Below are 16,755 nucleotides of genomic sequence, written 5' to 3' on the forward strand. Positions count from 1 at the left end.
TTCCTCTTACTGTACTCCCTCACGGTACACGTTTAGGGGGTGTTCCGAGGAAAAAATTATACTTTATTGTTGACCAACTCCAAAATGTCATCCATTTTCTTATTTGTCTTACGCTTAAATGCGTACATATCTTTTTTTATCTCTGATATTTTATTTAAGAGTTCTTCTAAATCCCCTTTATGGATTGATTTACTCATATTTTTATGTCGATGTTCACTTCGCGGTGATGTGTATTCATCGTCAATTAAGTATAAAGGCGTATTAATTGTTATCATTTCTACTTCAAATGTTTGACCTGCTGTTTCACGTAATGTATCAAAGATTAGAGATTTATATCGTGATTCAAGCCAATCCCTTGAGAATTCATTTGGTGCAATAACATATAATAAATCATCATCTATTTTGACTTCGGTGTTTAATATCCAAGTTTCATAGGAAGGTTTACTAATTTTTTTGGAGATTTTCTCCTTTACTTCGCTCCATAGCTTCGCTTGATATGCTTCGTTTATGTTTATAGTTTTCACAGATGTTTTATCATCAGTTATTTCTTTGTTTGAGAGGATGTTTATCGAATCTTTATTAACTTCTACATTCTTTTGTAAATAGGAAAGGTATTGATAGGCAAGTTTTCGGTAGGTTTTTGCAATATAAGAAGCACGTTCCTTCATGTCAGTTATTGGTGGATTGAATAAATTTTCTGTAACCAAGTAATAATCGTCATCTTCAAATTTCAAATGCTTAAGAAGTCTTTTAAATTCCTCATACGATTTCATTTCCCAAACGGATTGTTCAAAGCTACGTAGAATTGTTTTTATGTCATTTTCTTTTAGTTCAACATAACTGGAATTATCGTTGCTTGGATATAACAAATTTTCTGCTTTTAACCCATTGTTTATATTTTGCTTGGAAAGATAATCAATAATTTCTTGTTTGTATGCTAATTGTCTTAAATCTGCTTCCGTTTCTTTCCCTATTGTGCGAAAATCATTACCTGTAATGAAGTGCATCATCATATCAAGTGTTTCTTTAGGACCGTACCCATATTCTTCAATTCTTGCTACTACATAGTCCCAAACTTGTTGTTTATCGTCGTTATTCAAAGTACTCGTCATAGGATCACCTAACCTTAGATAGTTAATTTAATGATAAAAATAGTAGATTGCAATAGGAATATTTTATAATATTTTCACGATGCTTCCAATAATAAAAAGTCGTTATGATAATATAAATAAATTAGTGGGCAATTCAAAAAGCTCCCCCCTCTAATTCAAACAGAACCGCCTACGATACCTTTTATTTAGTACAGCTAAGCTTAAATTTAATGCAACTAAAAAACGCTATTCCACTGGAATAACGTCTATAATATCTTTTGATTAAAATAAGGACCTTTTTTCTTATCACCATAATGGTTAGTAGCTATAACCTTCGCTGTTAAGATTAATGAACTATTATCCTTCTACTACTTTTCGAAGTTGTTTATTTACGATGTCATTCCAACCATTATTCATTCGTTCACGAACAACTGAACTTTTCTCGTTCGCTTTTGTAATCGTTTCTGAAGCTCCCCAGCCACTATGAATAAGGGTGAATTCTGTTTCTTCACCTAAGTCTTTTAGAAGGAAAGTAATAATCCAACCATCTACATCCCATGTAAACGAAATTTTGTTCGGCTCATCGACTTCTATTACTTTGCATGGAGATGGACCGAACGGAGATTGTAAGGTAAATTCGTGACTTACTTTAGGTTCAAAATCATTAGGCATAAACCATGATGATATGCCTTCAGATGATGACACCGTTTCCCATACCTTTTGTAAAGGTGCTCCGAGACGGATTGTATGCTTAATATCTTGAATTGTTTCCATAATTAATTACTCCTTTTAAAAATCCCAATATTCATAACGGATTCTTTTATATCGTTTTCTGAAAAGATAAAATTAATTCAGGTGAATTTTATCTTTATCATAGTTTATATTTGTATCTTAATACAAATCATAAGAATATTTGTTAATTTGTACGGGCTACTTTCTCATAAGTATAAAGAGCAAAACTTAAGATTTGAGTCTTGTTTTGCCATTACTGACAAATCATTAATATATTTCCATCAGGATCTTTAAAGTTAAACCAATGTCCATGTTCAATTCCTGTTATAAGTTCAACATTTTTTTCTATCATATATTGATAAGCCTGCTTTATATCATTTGTGTTTAATTGGAATGCTGGTACTTGAAAAATGTTTTCAGGGCTGTATAGTTTGCTATCTAGGACAATATTTGGACCTTCTAATGGAAGCACATAGATATGGTCAAAAAAGATATCCCCGTTTGTTGGCAATCCTAATAAGTCACAATACCAATCACGGGCATTTTCGACATTTCGTACAGGAATAAAGACACCACCGATTTTCTTTGAGATTGGATTCAAAAGTCTCCCTCCAAATTAGTTGATATGTTTGGATATATTCGACATATGTTATTCCGTGTCCTTTTTACAAGGAAAATCTTAGATAAATGAATAGAATAAAAAACAAACCTCTTGTACTGCAAGGTTTGCTTTTATAAGTATTACTTTTCTTTGACAATTTCCTTTAATATCTCGTATGAGCGTTTTTGCTTGTCTTCGTCATAAATATAGGAAACGGCCATAATTTCGTCGACATTGTATTTCTCTTGGAAGTTGATTAGCTGTGCTTTTACTGTTTCTTTACTTCCCATAAATGTCACACTTGACATTGATGAAGCCATTTCTTTTTCGGCTGGACTCCATATTCCTTCCATCGTATCAACAGGCGGTTGTAATGGATTGCTGGAGCCACGGACAACATTTAGGAAAAATTGCTGCATTGTTGTGATTTCTTTTTCGGCTTCTGCATCGTTTTCTGTCGCGATGACGTTAAGGCAAACCATCATGTACGGCTTGTCTAAGTACTGTGATGGCTGGAATCTAGCACGATAAATGGAAATTGCCTCTTCCATATATCTTGGTGCAAAATGGGATGCGAACACATATGGTAATCCAAGTTTTGCTGCCAAATATGCTGAATCTGTTGATGAACCAAGAATATAAATCGGGATGTTAGTCCCTACTCCTGGATAAGCTTTTACATAACCCTGTTTTTCTTCCGGACCGAAATATGTAAGCAATGCATTAATATCGTCAGGAAATGTGTAAACTGAATCATTCTGTGAGCGTCTTAATGCACTTGCGGTCATCATATCTGTGCCTGGCGCTCTCCCTAACCCTAAATCAAGTCGGTTTGGATAAATTGTTTCCATTGTTCCGAATTGTTCTGCTACAACTAAAGGTGAATGATTCGGTAGCATTACTCCTCCTGAACCGACACGAATAGTCTTCGTATGTTCTAACGTATGTTTGATTAGAATTGAAGTTGCAGAACTTACAAGTGTTGGCGAGTTATGATGTTCAGCTATCCAATAGCGCTTATAGCCCATCTTTTCCGTTGCTTGTGCTAAATCTACCATTGAGTCAACAGCATCTTTAGGAGTTTGCCCTTCACGAACGGGTGCTAAATTTAAAACTGATACGGGTATATTTATAGTTGACATATTTATAATCCTTTCTCTCACGGTATATTACTATAGTAACAATTGATGGTAAGTAAACAAACAAATATGCTTATGCATTTTATAAAACGAATACTTGTTAGTAGTATTGTGCCATAAAGGTTGTAATATTACTTGCTCATTATTGGCTTACCTGTTATGGAAATTGATTCATTAAAATGATTAGAGTAACCTCATTTCAAGCTAATAAAGTAAATGTAAAGCAAAAAGGGTAGAATATTCCATCCATGATGATAAATTCTACCCTTTTAAATATATAAAAAATATTAATTATTGAACGAGTTCATCAACTGATAAATTTTCGTGTATCCGTTTTATTGCTTCACCAATAAGTGGTGCAACGGAAAGCTCGACAATTTTGTCAATGCGTTTTTCTTCTGGAAGTGCAATTGTATCAGTAATGACTAGTTCTTTAATTTTCGAATTGTCGATTCTGTCGATTGCTGGGCCTGATAGAACTGGATGTGTACAGCACGCGTATACTTCTTTCGCGCCATTTTCCACTAGTGCGTTAGCTGCTAATGTAATTGTACCGGCTGTGTCGATGATGTCGTCAATTAATATCGCTGTTTTGCCTTCAATATTTCCGACGATGTTCATCACTTCCACTACATTTGGTCTTGGTCGTCTTTTGTCGATTATGGCAATCGGTGCTTTAAGACGGTCTGCTAATTTACGTGCACGTGTTACACCACCGTGGTCAGGAGAAACAACGACGATATCATCTAAATTTTTGTTTAAAAAATATTCTCCTAGTATTGGTACACCTAATAAGTGGTCAATTGGAATATTAAAGAACCCTTGAATTTGTTGTGCATGGAGGTCGAGTGCGATGACACGGTTTGCTCCAGCTCGTTCAATGAGATTTGCTACAAGCTTCGCAGTGATTGGCTCTCTTGCTCGTGCTTTTCGGTCTTGTCTAGCATAGCCATAATAAGGGATGACTAGATTGATTGTATTTGCAGAAGCACGTTTTAACGCATCAACCATGATAAGTAGTTCCATTAAATGCTCGTTTACTGGGTTGCTTATAGACTGGATGATATAGACATCATTGCCACGGATACTCTCTTCTATATTAATTTGGATTTCACCATCACTAAAGCGAGTTACAGAGCTTTTTCCCAATTCTACACCAAAGCAGTCACTAATTTTTTCCGCTAGTGCTTTGTTTGAATTTAGTGTAAAGATTTTTAATTTTGTTTTTGGATATTGATTAGACATTATTAAGTGAAGACCTCCACAAGGAATTTTATCTTTTCATCTTTCGACATAATTCTAGTTTACACTATAAAGAATTCATACAATAGTCATTAGATGAAATTTTTATGTGAAATTTTAAGCTTTGTTAAATGGTTTTGACTTTTTTTTGAAGGAATGTAGTTATTTGTTTGGTGACAAACATTTAAAATTACAGCATTTGTTAAAAATTGTAGGTTTCGAATATCTTCTTATACTGGTGGATTTCTACTTAGCTGTCGGATTGAGTTACTTTTCTTTCTTAATCTTCATTGAAAATATAAAAAACATTTAGTTAATAACCTTTCAATAAATCCTTCCTATAATTCTTTTATTACCTTAATTTCTATTCCCCTTCATTCAGGATTAGTTTGTGGTTCATGATAAAGTTTTACTAAAAATCCCTTTTAAAATGGCGATCCAAAAATTAGTCCTTGACAAATTATTGTAACAATAGCTTCATATTATGTTCACATTTTCACAATGAAGGATGGCTATTTTGGTGCTATATTTTAATTGGAAATACGTAGGAGGGATAATATGACAGAACTTATGCTGGCAAGATTACAATTTGCATCAACGACAATTTTTCATTATTTCTTTGTCCCATTGTCAATCGGACTTGCTTTTTTAGTTGCGATTATGCAAACGATGCACTTTGTGACGAAAAATGAAATGTTCTCAAAAATGACAGATTTCTGGGGGAAGTTCTTTTTAATTAACTTTGCGGTAGGAATTGTAACGGGGATTATTCAAGAGTTTCAATTTGGAATGAACTGGTCCGAATATTCACGATTTATGGGTGATATTTTTGGTGTTCCATTGGCAATTGAAGCATTACTAGCCTTCTTTATTGAATCAACGTTTATTGGAATTTGGGTATTTGGGAAAAACCGTATACCAAAAGCATTACATTTAGCTTGTATTTGGCTTGTGTCAATCGGAACTGTTTTATCTGCGTTTTGGATATTAACTGCTAACTCCTTTATGCAAAATCCAGTAGGTTACGAGCTGGAAAATGGGCGGGCACTTATGAATGATTTACTCGCTGTACTTACAAACGAAAAGGTATTAGTGGCTTTCCCGCATACAGTATTTGCAGCATTTGCAACAGGCGCCTTCTTTATTATTGGTGTTAGCGCATGGAAGTTGTTAAAGAAACAAGATGTAACATTCTTTAAATCTTCAATGACGATTGCATTAATTGTCGGAAGTATTTCATCGATAGGAATTGCCTTTTCAGGGCACTCGCAGGCAGGATATCTTGTTGAAGCACAGCCAATGAAAATGGCTGCTGCAGAAGGAATCTATGAAGATACGACAGACCCGGCACCTTGGACTGTTATTGCCAATATTGACACTGATAACAAGGAAGTTAGTGCAAGTTTAAAAGTTCCTTACTTATTGAGTTACTTATCTTACGGTGAATTCAAAGGTGAAGTATTAGGAATGAACACGATTCAGTCACAATATGAAGAAAAATATGGTGAAGGAAATTATATTCCACCAGTTAAAACAACATTTTGGAGCTTTCGGATTATGGTTGGTTTTGGCAGTGCAATGATACTTCTTTCAATACTCGGTCTCATCTATCGTAAATGGGGGAAACCAGAAAATCATCCAGTTTATTTAAGAGTAATGGTATTTATGATTGCAGCGCCGTTTATTGCAAATACTTCGGGTTGGATTATGTCTGAGATTGGCCGTCAGCCTTGGATTGTAAATGGGTTATTTAAAACAGCAGAAGCAGTTAGTCCGAATGTTACATCTGGACAGATATTATTTTCATTAATTGCATTTTTAACCATTTTCACACTATTATTTGCGGCAACTGTATACCTATTTGTGAAAGTGATTAAGCAAGGACCACATGCGAAAATCGCAGAAGATATTTCTGCATCAGACCCATTTAATCAAGGAGGTTTGGAACATGCAGTTAAGTGAGATATGGTTTTTATTAATCGGAATATTATTTGTAGGTTTTATCTTCTTAGAAGGTTTTGATTTTGGTATTGGAATGAGTACGAAGTTTCTCGCCAAAAATGAAACTGAAAAACGAGTGCTTATCAACACGATCGGTCCTTTCTGGGATGCAAATGAGGTTTGGTTAATTACTGCCGGTGGTGCGATGTTTGCGGCATTTCCACATTGGTATGCAACCTTATTTAGCGGCTATTACATTCCGTTTGTTGTGCTTTTGTTAGCATTAATTGCTCGTGGGGTTTCGTTTGAGTTTAGAGGCAAAGCACAAATGCAAAAATGGAAACAAACATGGGATTGGTCGATATTTTTAGGAAGTATTCTTCCCCCATTTTTAATTGGGGTATTGTTTTCAAGCTTGATTCAAGGGTTGCCTGTAGATCGGAGTATGAACATGTACGCTGGCTTTACGGATATTGTCAATTTATATAATGTTGCTGGTGGTGTTGCTTTTGTTCTCCTCTCCTATTTACATGGCTTGATGTTTATTTCGTTAAAAACAACTGATTCTTTAAGGGAACGTGCGCGTGAACAGGCGAAAAAAATCTATATTGTATCAGGCGTTGTTATTATCTTATTTATCGTGTTAACTGCCATATTTACGCCTGCATTTACAGACAAAGGAATGTTTATTATTCCGATGTATAGTATCGCTGTTTTCCTATTTTTGCTGCTCCTACCGTTATTAAAACAAAAACGAGAGCGTTTAAGCTTTACAGTAACCGGGTTGATTATGATTTTAGTGACTGCATCCTTTTTCGTTACATTATTCCCAAATGTATTAATCAGTTCACTAGATACTGAAAACAATATAACGATATATCAGGCAGCTTCAGGCCAATATTCTTTAAAGATTATGACGATTGTAGCTGTGGTAATGGTACCGATCGTCTTAGCTTATACGATTTGGAGTTATTATGTATTTAGAAAACGAGTAACAAGTAAGGAGCATCTAGAATACTAATGGACAAAACATTATTAACATACCGAGGTATTAAGCGAATATTTATAGTAATTTCTGTGCTAACGATTGTTCAAGGTTTCACAATTGTTTTTCAAGCAATCTATTTATCTAAAATGATTACGAATTTATTTCACGGGACAGTTTGGCAAGCTGTCCTTCCCTATTTCACCTTGTTTATAAGTCTCTTTTCATTCCGACATTTTCTCCAATGGATGAAGGAACGTTTGAGTTATCGTTATGCTGAACAAACTTCGATAGCTCTTCAAAAGAAGCTATTGTCGAAGCTTTTTGCAGTCGGACCAAAAAGCGTTTCAAGACATGGGACAGGAAATATCATTACTTTGACTATAGAGGGTATTCAGCAATTTCGTAAGTATCTAGAATTGTTTATTCCTCGTTTTCTATCTATGTTTATTATCCCCGCAATTATTTTATTATATGTCTTCTACTCTGATACTCTCTCTGGTATTGTACTGCTAATTACAATGCCGATTATGATTGTTTTTTTAGCGCTACTAGGGTTAGCTGCTAAAAAGAAAATTGATGACCAAATGGATACTTATCGGTTATTGTCACGCCACTTTGTTGATTCTTTACGTGGAATTGTTACTTTGACTTACTTAGGAAGAAGCAAATCCCATGTTAGAGCAATCGCATCGGTCAGTAATAAATATCGAATTGCTACGAACCGAACGTTACGGTTAGCATTTTTATCAACATTTTCGTTAACATTTTTCTCTAGTCTGTCAATTGCTGTCCTTGCTGTTGAATTAGGGGTGAGATTAATTGAGGGCACAACCGGATTAGAAGTTGCTCTTGCAATGCTTATATTAGCACCTGAATATTTTGCACCTGTACGGGAATTTGGCAATGATTTTCATGCAACGATGGATGGAAAAGAAGCAAGTAGGCAAATTCATGAAATACTACAGGAGAAGAATATTCCGTTTATGAATCGTGACTTCTCCCTCCCTGCTTGGAATCGTGATACAACATTATCGATAAAACATATGTCAGTGACATCCGAGGAAGAACAACGTAAGCTTCTCGATAGTATTTCGTTTGAGGTTAAAGGCTTTAATAAAATAGGAATTATAGGGGCATCTGGTGCAGGTAAATCAACATTGATTGATGTGCTAGCTGGGTTTACTGTGCCGACCGAGGGCTCCATTGTAATTGATTGTGTGGAAATCCCCCATTTTTCGATTGAGCAATGGCATAAACAGCTTTCATATATTCCACAGCATCCGTATATTTTTTCTGGGACAGTTGCTGAAAACATTCGGTGGAATGATCAGACTGCAACAGATGAACAGTTGCATAAAGCAATAAAGCTGGCAGGATTAACAGAGCTGGTTCACAGTCTTCCGAACGGTATTAACGAAAAAATCGGTCAAGGTGGACGGTCCTTAAGCGGAGGTGAAGAACAACGGATATCATTAGCACGCGTCTTGTTGAAAAATCAGCCGATTTTATTATTTGATGAACCGACAGCACATTTAGATGTAGAAACAGAGTACGAAATGAAGCAGATGCTCCTTCCTTTATTAGAGAATAAGCTAGTCTTTTTTGCAACTCATCGTCTCCATTGGATAAAGGATATGGATTACATTTTTGTTTTACAAAAAGGAAAGTTAGTTGAAGCTGGAACACATGAGGAATTGTATGATAAAAAAGGATATTATTTCGATTTTATAGGAGGTGAATCATTAGATGAATCTTTTTAAGGTGTACATTACTCCATACCTAAAGGAATATATAAAATCAATCGTTCTTGCCATTTTCTTTTCAGTGTTAACGATCGCTACAAGTGCGCTACTTGCATTTACATCAGGTTATTTAATTTCTAGAGCCTCTCTTCGACCTGAGACAATTTTACTCTTATATGTACCCATTGTTGGTGTCCGCACGTTCGGAATCTCAAGGGCCGTTTTTCAATATATTGAGAGGCTTACAGGTCATAATGCCGTTTTAAAAATAGTAAGTGCAATGCGTGTGAAATTATATGAAATGATTGAACCACAAGCTTTATTTATCCATAATCATTTTAAGACTGGTGATTTATTAGGGACATTAGCAGATGATATTGAGCATTTACAGGATGTTTACATTCGAACGATTTTTCCAACCATTAGTGCACTCGTCATTCTCTTTATGTCAACAATGACAATTGCTGTTTTCGATTGGAAATTTACGATTTGGATACTGTTTTGTCTTTGTTTAATCGTATTTATCTACCCTATTTTTTCGCTTTACTTTCTAAAATCAAGACAATTAAATCAGAAAATGAGGCATACTAAACAATATGAAACATTAACAGATAGTTTGTTCGGGCTGAGAGATTGGATGATTAGCAGAAAAAGTGAGCAATTTATCGGGGACTTCTACAATGCCCAAATGAAAATCAATGACATTAACCGTTCAATCGTGTTTTGGACGCAATCTAGAGGATTTCAACTACAACTAATATCAGGAATAGTCATGGTATCAATTGCGATTTGGTCTAGTAACATGGTGCAAGCAGAAGAATTTGCACCTGCATATATCGCAGCATTTACATTAGTGACCTTGCCTATACTGGAAGGTATGATTCAAGTTTCCCACGCGGTCGATCGTGTGAGCTCATATGTGGAATCGTTAAAAAGGATTGACAAAATTCAAGCCTTTGCTCATGAGAAGCCAGTGAAAACTATATCAATTGATGCTGCATCTATTGATCATGTAAATATTGAGGTGAATAATCTTCAATATCGTTACGATCAACAGCAACAAGCTTATGCGCTGCAGAATATTACGCTATCAGTTAAACAAGGCGAAAAAATTGCTCTTCTCGGGAAAAGTGGTGCAGGAAAGTCGACATTAATTCAACTACTACAAGGAACACTCATTCCAAATGAAGGTATGGTTACAATTGGTGGCGTCTCCCCTTCTTCATTTGGAGAACATATTTATGACCTAATAAGTGTGTTAAATCAAAAGCCTTATTTATTTGCAACATCAATTGAAAATAATATTCGCTTAGGAAATGAGCATGCCTCCAAAGAAGAGATTATCGAGGTGATGCAACAAGTTGGCTTAGCTGATTATATTGAGTCGTTGCCAAAACGACTTGAAACACAAATGGAAGAAACCGGGCAGCGCTTTTCAGGTGGTGAGCGCCAGCGAATTGCTCTTGCACGAATATTATTAAAAGATACACCTATCGTTATTCTTGATGAACCGACAATTGGTCTAGACCCATTAACTGAAGCAACATTACTCAATACGATTTTTACAGCTCTAAAGAATAAAACAGTGATTTGGATAACCCATCACTTAGTTGCAATGGATAGGATGGATCAAGTCATATTTTTAGATAACGGATTAGTGACGATGAAAGGCAGTCATCATGAATTAATAAAAACTAATAAACGTTATCGACAATTATTTCAAATGGATCGTGGTGGCTTAGTACATTAGATTCATTTGGTGGAGGCACGCTTGTGGAATTTGCAGAAAAGCTTTTACATGAACCATTAATTTTATTATTTATTATTTTATTTATCGGCTCATGGTTCGGTCAAATACAAGTTAAAGGCTTGAGTTTAGGGGCAGCAGGGATTTTGTTAACTGGGATGGTTTTTGGGCATTTTGGCTATCAAATTTCCCCACTCATACAAAATTTTGGTCTTAGCCTCTTTATCGTTGCGGTAGGTTTGAATGCTGGACCGAGATTTTTCCGGATGATACGTTCAAGTGGGTTTATTTTTGGAATTGTTGCTGTCGTCATTATCTTTTCTGCTGTAGTAACGACAGTACTTGTCTCTAAACTTTTTCATTTACCAGAGTCATTAAGTATCGGGATTATGACAGGTGCGTTGACAAGTACTCCTGGTCTCGCGGCCGCTCTTGAAGCAACAAAGGATCCACTTGCGTCCGTCGGCTACGGGATTGCTTATCCTTTTGGCGTACTTGCTGTTGTTATTTTCGTTCAGCTTGTCCCTCGCCTACTTAAGGTAGATTTGATAGCTGATTTACAACAAACAACAAGCCCAACTAAAAATGAAGAGTCACCTGAAGTAATGACGATTGAAGTGACGAATCCTAGCATTAATAAACGGACTTTGAAGGAACTAAAGTTCGAGAAGCGAAATTCGGTTGTTATTTCTCGTGTTATTAGAGGTACTCGTAATATTATTGCCCTAAATGATACCGTGCTATTAATAGGTGACCAGCTCGTTACTGTCGGAACAAAGCGTGAACTGAATGCATTTAGTTCCTATGCCGGTGTTGAGGTTCAAACTAACTTGATAAATGTTGACAATATAATATTTCGGAACGTTATTGTTGATTCGGATGAAGTAATTGGGAAAAACCTGAAAGAGCTCCAGCTACGTCGCAAATATGGGGTAACGGTAACACGAATGGAACGGGCTGGTATTGAATACCCACAGAATCCGAGAATTCGCCTTGAGCGTGGTGATGTGCTTCGCCTTGTTAGTAGTGAGGATCGGTTAGATGAGGTTGAAAAGCTATTTGCTCGTAATAAATTGACTGTTACAAATGTTGATTTACTGTCATTAAGTATTATTTTATTAATCGGAATCTTAGTTGGGATGATACCAATACCTTTACCTGGTTTAGGAATAATTACATTAGGTGTTGCCGGTGGACCGTTATTTATTGCTTTAATCATTGGTCATTTTGGTAAACTTGGTCCAATTCATACGAGGTATTATCAGCCAGCGAATCAAGTAATTAGTGATATTGGTCTCGCTTTATTTTTAGCTGGAGCAGGAGGAGCTGCAGGTCAAGGTATAGTAGATGTCGTAAAAACTGAAGGTATGAGTCTATTGATTGGTGGTGCTTTAATTACAATTGTACCGATGATTGTCGGTTACGTTTTTGCTAGAAAGGTGTTTAAGTTAAGTATGCTTCATTCACTTGGAGCGTTATGTGGCGGAATGACAAGTACGCCTGGCTTAGGGTCTGTAAATCAGTTAGTTGATGCTGAAGACCCAACAATCGCTTATGCTGCTGCCTATCCGTTTGCACTTATTTTAGTAGCGGTTATGGCACAGTTACTCATTTTCATTTTATAAGTCTATGATTCATTATTGAATAAGAGGGTGAGTGAAATCGCCCTCTCTTGAACCTGTAAACCTCCCCCCTCATCTTTTTTTCTTCAAGACATATTCGTGATAGAGGCCTCTTAAAATATACGATTTGTATAACTCAATTTTTCTTTTTTCACTAGGATGACGTGAAATCCCATTTGCCTTTAACTGCTGAACGAACCATCCTTTCGAGCCTGGATATGCCATCATCTCACCTCTTTCTCTCTGCTTGCCTCTATCCTATGAGCTGTTGTGAAAAACAATGAGTAATTCCTCTTTTATTTTTATAGTTCTTTCATATGGACGGGCTGAATACATAATAATGAATGGACTAATTAATATGGGGAGGATATTATGCAATTTTATTACGGAAACCAAATGCCTTTACGTGTACTAGATGAAGCAGAATTTTGGAAACATCAAGAGGAGGAGCATACAGTTGTAATTCGTGAACTTGTAAAGGGTCTTGAAGAACAATATGTAACCGGGTTACAAAAGTGGGAAGCGGAATTTGCAAAAGCACATCAACGTGTTGTTCGCTATATTGAAACCGTCAATCGATCAAATGGACAAGTCTCTCAAGCACTTTATCAAGATGTGCTCCAGCTTGTAACATTCTGTTTAAAGCAAAGTGAGGAGTTCACTGATTATTGCCGCATGCTCACAGAAAAAAGTGAACCAATAAAAACAAATCAAACGGCAAAGGTCGTCATGCACCACATCATCGTGGAATCAGAATACTTTATCGGGGTCGCACAGACGATACTGTACAATAAATAATGTGTGTGGGGACAGTCCCCCGCTGATTTACCGCGTTAAATAGTTGAGGGACAGTCCCCCGCTCTATTACTGCGTTAAAGGGTTGGGGGACAGTCCCCATTTTAAATAGTAGTTGGACATTCACCTTCTAAAGAGCCTATTCGTATACTGTATAAGCTTTAGGAGGTGATGAAGCCATGAAAGGATTGCAACAATTAGAGCCCATTAATATAGATAGATTGTCAGATTGGGAAAAAGAGACGTTTGAAAAGTTCGCAAAAAAAATGAAGGACAGAGAGCAGTTATTTCCTTGTATACCGGCAACACAAGGCTTTGCATTAAACCATCTTCGTTATGGTTTTCTACCAGACCCTCGTAACGAGGAGGCTAAAATTCAACTTAGAAAGCTTTTAGCTGAGTATACAGAATCATCAAATGAGTTTGGGGATTATACTTCATTGATAATCTTTTTCAATACACCAGAAGTGCTGAAAGAAACGTATACAGTTGAACAATTCGAAGAAATTTTTTGGAATCAAATGAATGATTTAGCGAGTCATGATGAAAAAGAGTGGCCAGCACATATTCCTTCTAATCCAGAGGAAACGCTTTGGGAATTTTGTTTTCATGGTGAACAATACTTTATGTATTGTGGTACTCCTGCACATCGAAATCGAAAAAGCAGACACTTTGACGAGTATATGCTAGCAATTACTCCGAGATGGGTGTTAACGAAGTTTGGAGAATCTCCTAAGTACGCAGAAAAAATCAGAAAACAAGTACGGAAGCGAATTGAAAAGTATGACTCTGTCCCGATTCACCCCGAATTAAACAGTTATGGAAATGAGGATAACTTTGAATGGAAACAATACTTTTTACATGATGATGATTCGGCTCTTTCAAAATGTCCTTTTCATAGAATGCTAAAGAATGAAAAGGAAAAGTGACGAATTTAGAGGTGACTCAAAATGATTGAGTCACCCTTTTGCTTTATATATTCTTAATTGCTAATTGATTGCCCAATTTGTTTAATTAGTTCAATTGTCGTAACAATTGTTGCAAATTCCTTGTGTAATGTTGCTAGTTCATGGTTATGAATCGCTTCAGGTGGATAATAGGTTCCTTCATGATCTGTAAGTTCATAGGCTGCTGTTCCATCAGAGACTAGATATGTTTCATAACCTAAGTTACCACTCATTCGTGTTGTTGTGGAAACACAATGTTGTGTTGAAAATCCTGTGATGACGACAGATTGAATCTTTTTTTCCTGAAGGTAAGTTTCAAGCTTTGTTCCGATAAAAGCACTATTTACGCTCTTTTGAAAAATAGCTTCACCTTGAATTGGTTTAAGCATTGCTTTAAATTCAGTTCCTTGTGATTTGTAATGTAACGGTGATTTAGGGTCCATTGAAAGGTGTTGTGAATATATGATCTCCCATTTTTTTTTACGCCAAGTTGTTAATAGCTTTACGATATTGTCTTCAGCATCCGGGTTATTTCGTTTTCCCCAATAAGGGTCGTCAAAGCCGATTTGTGCATCTAAAACAAGAAGTGCAGGCTGCTTGAATAGTTGCGTCATAATTATTGCTCCTTTTTTACGTTCATGTTCCGCAATATGTGCGATAAGGTGTTTGTTGGGCTGGACAGACTGTATAATCCTCATGTTCTAATGAATAGGCATATGGATTTTTAAGAACGTGCAACAGTTTTTCTAAAACAGTAAAATCCCCTTCTGTTACTGCCGCTGATAATGCTTCCTCAACTCGATGATTTCTCGGGATGATTGATGGATTTGATTGTTTCATTAGTGTGATAGCTGCTTCCTTTGTTTCAACTTGTTGTGATAATCTTTTTTGCCACTTGTTATACCATATGTTAAATTCTTCACTTTTAAACAATGGAGTTTCTAGTTGTTGTTCTAGTGTCAGTGCTCTAAACGTGTTCGTATAATCTGCTGCATATTTTTCCATTAGATTTAGAAGTTCCTCAATTAGTAACCCGTCATGTTCTTCTTTGTGAAAGAGGCCAAGCTTTTTTCTCATTCCGGTATTCCAAAATTGATAAAACAATGCAGTGTAATTAGAAATTTCAGCTTGAGCAATTTCGAGTGCTTTTTCTTCTTCATCATCAAGAAAGGGTAGTAACGTTTCTGCAAAGCGCGCCAAGTTCCACCCGCCAATATATGGTTGGTTACCGTATGCATACCTGCCTTCTCTGTCAATCGAGCTAAAAACAGTTGCAGGATTGTATGTATCCATAAATGCGCATGGGCCATAATCGATTGTTTCCCCGCTAATTGTCATGTTATCAGTATTCATAACACCATGAATAAAGCCGACTAACTGCCATTTAGCAATAAGCTGTGCTTGGCGATTTATGACATCTCTCAAAAACATTACATAACGATTTGTGTCATTTGTTATATCCGGATAATGCCGCGAGATTGTATAATCTGCTAATTTACGTTGTTCTTCGACCGTCCCCCATTGTGCTGCATATTGAAACGTTCCGACACGAATATGGCTAGCAGCTACACGTGTTAAAATTGCACCTGGCAGCATTGTTTCACGGATGATTTCCTCTCCTGTTGTAATAACCGCAAGACTCCGAGTTGTTGGAATGCCTAATGCATACATTGACTCACTAATTATGTATTCTCTTAGCATTGGACCTAGTGCTGCCCGTCCATCTCCACCACGAGAATAAGGCGTCCTACCTGCTCCTTTTAGTTGAATATCAACTCGATTACCAGATCGTGTGATATGCTCCCCGTATAAAATGGCCCGCCCGTCTCCGAGCATATTAAAATGTCCAAATTGATGACCAGCGTAGGCTTGTGCAAGAGGTGCTGCTCCGCTTGGGATTGTGTTACCAGCTAACTGCTGTACACCAAGCTCGGTATCTAATTCTTCAGTATTTAAGCCAAGTGATTCGGCCAATTCTTTGTTTAAAATAATGGTTGTCGGTGATTGAACCTCTGTCGGTAGCTGTTTTTTGAAAAATGTTTGTGGCAATGATGTATAACTATTTTCAAAATTCCAACCAATTTTTGCTTGTTCTGTCATTTTCGTCTCCTTAGTACGTCATTAATTATCATCATATCATAGGTTGTAAAAAGTTTAGTGTACAAAAA

15 protein-coding genes are annotated in these 16,755 nt (G+C 36.4%); 7 read left to right on the plus strand and 8 right to left on the minus strand.

Annotated elements, in window-relative coordinates; genetic code table 11:
* Positions 1-56: 56 nt before the first annotated feature.
* The 5 genes from J2S19_RS23670 to J2S19_RS06195 form a co-directional block, all read right to left on the minus strand.
* On the minus strand, positions 57-1,112 hold the full coding sequence (locus J2S19_RS23670; protein WP_370875072.1) for a DnaA N-terminal domain-containing protein: 1,056 nt from the start codon (positions 1,110-1,112) through the stop codon (positions 57-59).
* Positions 1,113-1,448: 336 nt separating this feature from the next.
* A complete protein-coding gene (locus J2S19_RS06180) occupies positions 1,449-1,865 on the minus strand; it encodes an SRPBCC family protein (RefSeq protein WP_307338807.1) in 417 nt (138 codons plus the stop codon).
* A gap of 211 nt (positions 1,866-2,076) precedes the next feature.
* Positions 2,077-2,424: a VOC family protein gene (locus tag J2S19_RS06185; RefSeq protein ID WP_307338810.1), complete on the minus strand. Its 348-nt coding sequence runs from the start codon at positions 2,422-2,424 to the stop codon at positions 2,077-2,079.
* Between the two features lie 140 nt (positions 2,425-2,564).
* Positions 2,565-3,566: an LLM class flavin-dependent oxidoreductase gene (locus tag J2S19_RS06190; protein ID WP_307338813.1), complete on the minus strand. Its 1,002-nt coding sequence runs from the start codon at positions 3,564-3,566 to the stop codon at positions 2,565-2,567.
* 288 nt (positions 3,567-3,854) lie between these two features.
* Entirely contained in the window at positions 3,855-4,808 is a 954-nt protein-coding gene (locus J2S19_RS06195; protein WP_307338816.1) for a ribose-phosphate diphosphokinase, read from the minus strand.
* A 555-nt stretch (positions 4,809-5,363) separates the two neighbouring features.
* Between J2S19_RS06195 and J2S19_RS06200 the strand changes: the two genes are divergently transcribed.
* The 5 genes from J2S19_RS06200 to J2S19_RS06220 are packed head-to-tail and all read left to right on the plus strand — an operon-like array spanning position 5,364 to position 12,848.
* The gene (locus tag J2S19_RS06200) at positions 5,364-6,767 is read left to right on the plus strand and encodes a cytochrome ubiquinol oxidase subunit I (RefSeq protein WP_307338819.1); all 1,404 of its coding nucleotides are present in this window, start codon (positions 5,364-5,366) and stop codon (positions 6,765-6,767) included.
* Positions 6,754-7,767, plus strand: a complete 1,014-nt coding sequence (gene cydB / locus J2S19_RS06205) for a cytochrome d ubiquinol oxidase subunit II (protein ID WP_307338822.1) — start codon at positions 6,754-6,756, stop codon at positions 7,765-7,767. Before J2S19_RS06200 ends, cydB begins: the two co-directional genes overlap by 14 nt.
* A complete protein-coding gene (gene cydD, locus J2S19_RS06210) occupies positions 7,767-9,494 on the plus strand; it encodes a thiol reductant ABC exporter subunit CydD (protein WP_307338826.1) in 1,728 nt (575 codons plus the stop codon). Before cydB ends, cydD begins: the two co-directional genes overlap by 1 nt.
* Positions 9,481-11,226, plus strand: coding sequence for a thiol reductant ABC exporter subunit CydC (gene cydC, locus J2S19_RS06215; RefSeq protein WP_307338829.1), 1,746 nt, complete (start codon positions 9,481-9,483; stop codon positions 11,224-11,226). Before cydD ends, cydC begins: the two co-directional genes overlap by 14 nt.
* Positions 11,227-11,249: 23 nt before the next feature.
* Positions 11,250-12,848, plus strand: coding sequence for an aspartate:alanine exchanger family transporter (locus J2S19_RS06220; RefSeq protein WP_307338832.1), 1,599 nt, complete (start codon positions 11,250-11,252; stop codon positions 12,846-12,848).
* A 69-nt stretch (positions 12,849-12,917) separates the two neighbouring features.
* Here J2S19_RS06220 and J2S19_RS06225 read toward each other — a convergent pair whose 3' ends face one another.
* The gene (locus J2S19_RS06225; protein WP_307338835.1) at positions 12,918-13,070 is read right to left on the minus strand and encodes a DUF2639 domain-containing protein; all 153 of its coding nucleotides are present in this window, start codon (positions 13,068-13,070) and stop codon (positions 12,918-12,920) included.
* Positions 13,071-13,217: 147 nt separating this feature from the next.
* Between J2S19_RS06225 and J2S19_RS06230 the strand changes: the two genes are divergently transcribed.
* Complete coding sequence (locus tag J2S19_RS06230) at positions 13,218-13,643, plus strand: DUF2935 domain-containing protein (protein ID WP_307338838.1); 426 nt, start codon at positions 13,218-13,220, stop codon at positions 13,641-13,643.
* A 176-nt stretch (positions 13,644-13,819) separates the two neighbouring features.
* Complete coding sequence (locus tag J2S19_RS06235) at positions 13,820-14,569, plus strand: YqcI/YcgG family protein (RefSeq protein ID WP_307338841.1); 750 nt, start codon at positions 13,820-13,822, stop codon at positions 14,567-14,569.
* A 53-nt stretch (positions 14,570-14,622) separates the two neighbouring features.
* Here J2S19_RS06235 and J2S19_RS06240 read toward each other — a convergent pair whose 3' ends face one another.
* A complete protein-coding gene (locus J2S19_RS06240; protein ID WP_307338843.1) occupies positions 14,623-15,201 on the minus strand; it encodes a cysteine hydrolase family protein in 579 nt (192 codons plus the stop codon).
* A 22-nt stretch (positions 15,202-15,223) separates the two neighbouring features.
* Positions 15,224-16,687 carry a protein adenylyltransferase SelO gene (locus tag J2S19_RS06245; protein ID WP_307338846.1) on the minus strand — a complete coding sequence of 488 codons (1,464 nt, stop codon included), beginning with the start codon at positions 16,685-16,687 and terminating at the stop codon, positions 15,224-15,226.
* Positions 16,688-16,755: the final 68 nt, after the last annotated feature.

Origin of the sequence: Metabacillus malikii, from assembly GCF_030813355.1 — a bacterium.
GTDB lineage: Bacteria > Bacillota > Bacilli > Bacillales > Bacillaceae > Metabacillus > Metabacillus malikii.

Coding starts and splice junctions, on each gene's coding strand:
- J2S19_RS06230 (WP_307338838.1), top strand. CDS start 13,218: ATGCAATTTTATTACGGAAACCAAATGCCTTTACGTGTACTAGATGAA.
- J2S19_RS06200 (WP_307338819.1), top strand. CDS start 5,364: ATGACAGAACTTATGCTGGCAAGATTACAATTTGCATCAACGACAATT.
- J2S19_RS06190 (WP_307338813.1), bottom strand. CDS start 3,566: ATGTCAACTATAAATATACCCGTATCAGTTTTAAATTTAGCACCCGTT.
- J2S19_RS06240 (WP_307338843.1), bottom strand. CDS start 15,201: ATGACGCAACTATTCAAGCAGCCTGCACTTCTTGTTTTAGATGCACAA.
- J2S19_RS06245 (WP_307338846.1), bottom strand. CDS start 16,687: ATGACAGAACAAGCAAAAATTGGTTGGAATTTTGAAAATAGTTATACA.
- cydD (WP_307338826.1), top strand. CDS start 7,767: ATGGACAAAACATTATTAACATACCGAGGTATTAAGCGAATATTTATA.
- J2S19_RS06225 (WP_307338835.1), bottom strand. CDS start 13,070: ATGGCATATCCAGGCTCGAAAGGATGGTTCGTTCAGCAGTTAAAGGCA.
- J2S19_RS23670 (WP_370875072.1), bottom strand. CDS start 1,112: ATGACGAGTACTTTGAATAACGACGATAAACAACAAGTTTGGGACTAT.
- J2S19_RS06180 (WP_307338807.1), bottom strand. CDS start 1,865: ATGGAAACAATTCAAGATATTAAGCATACAATCCGTCTCGGAGCACCT.
- J2S19_RS06195 (WP_307338816.1), bottom strand. CDS start 4,808: ATGTCTAATCAATATCCAAAAACAAAATTAAAAATCTTTACACTAAAT.
- cydB (WP_307338822.1), top strand. CDS start 6,754: ATGCAGTTAAGTGAGATATGGTTTTTATTAATCGGAATATTATTTGTA.
- cydC (WP_307338829.1), top strand. CDS start 9,481: ATGAATCTTTTTAAGGTGTACATTACTCCATACCTAAAGGAATATATA.
- J2S19_RS06235 (WP_307338841.1), top strand. CDS start 13,820: ATGAAAGGATTGCAACAATTAGAGCCCATTAATATAGATAGATTGTCA.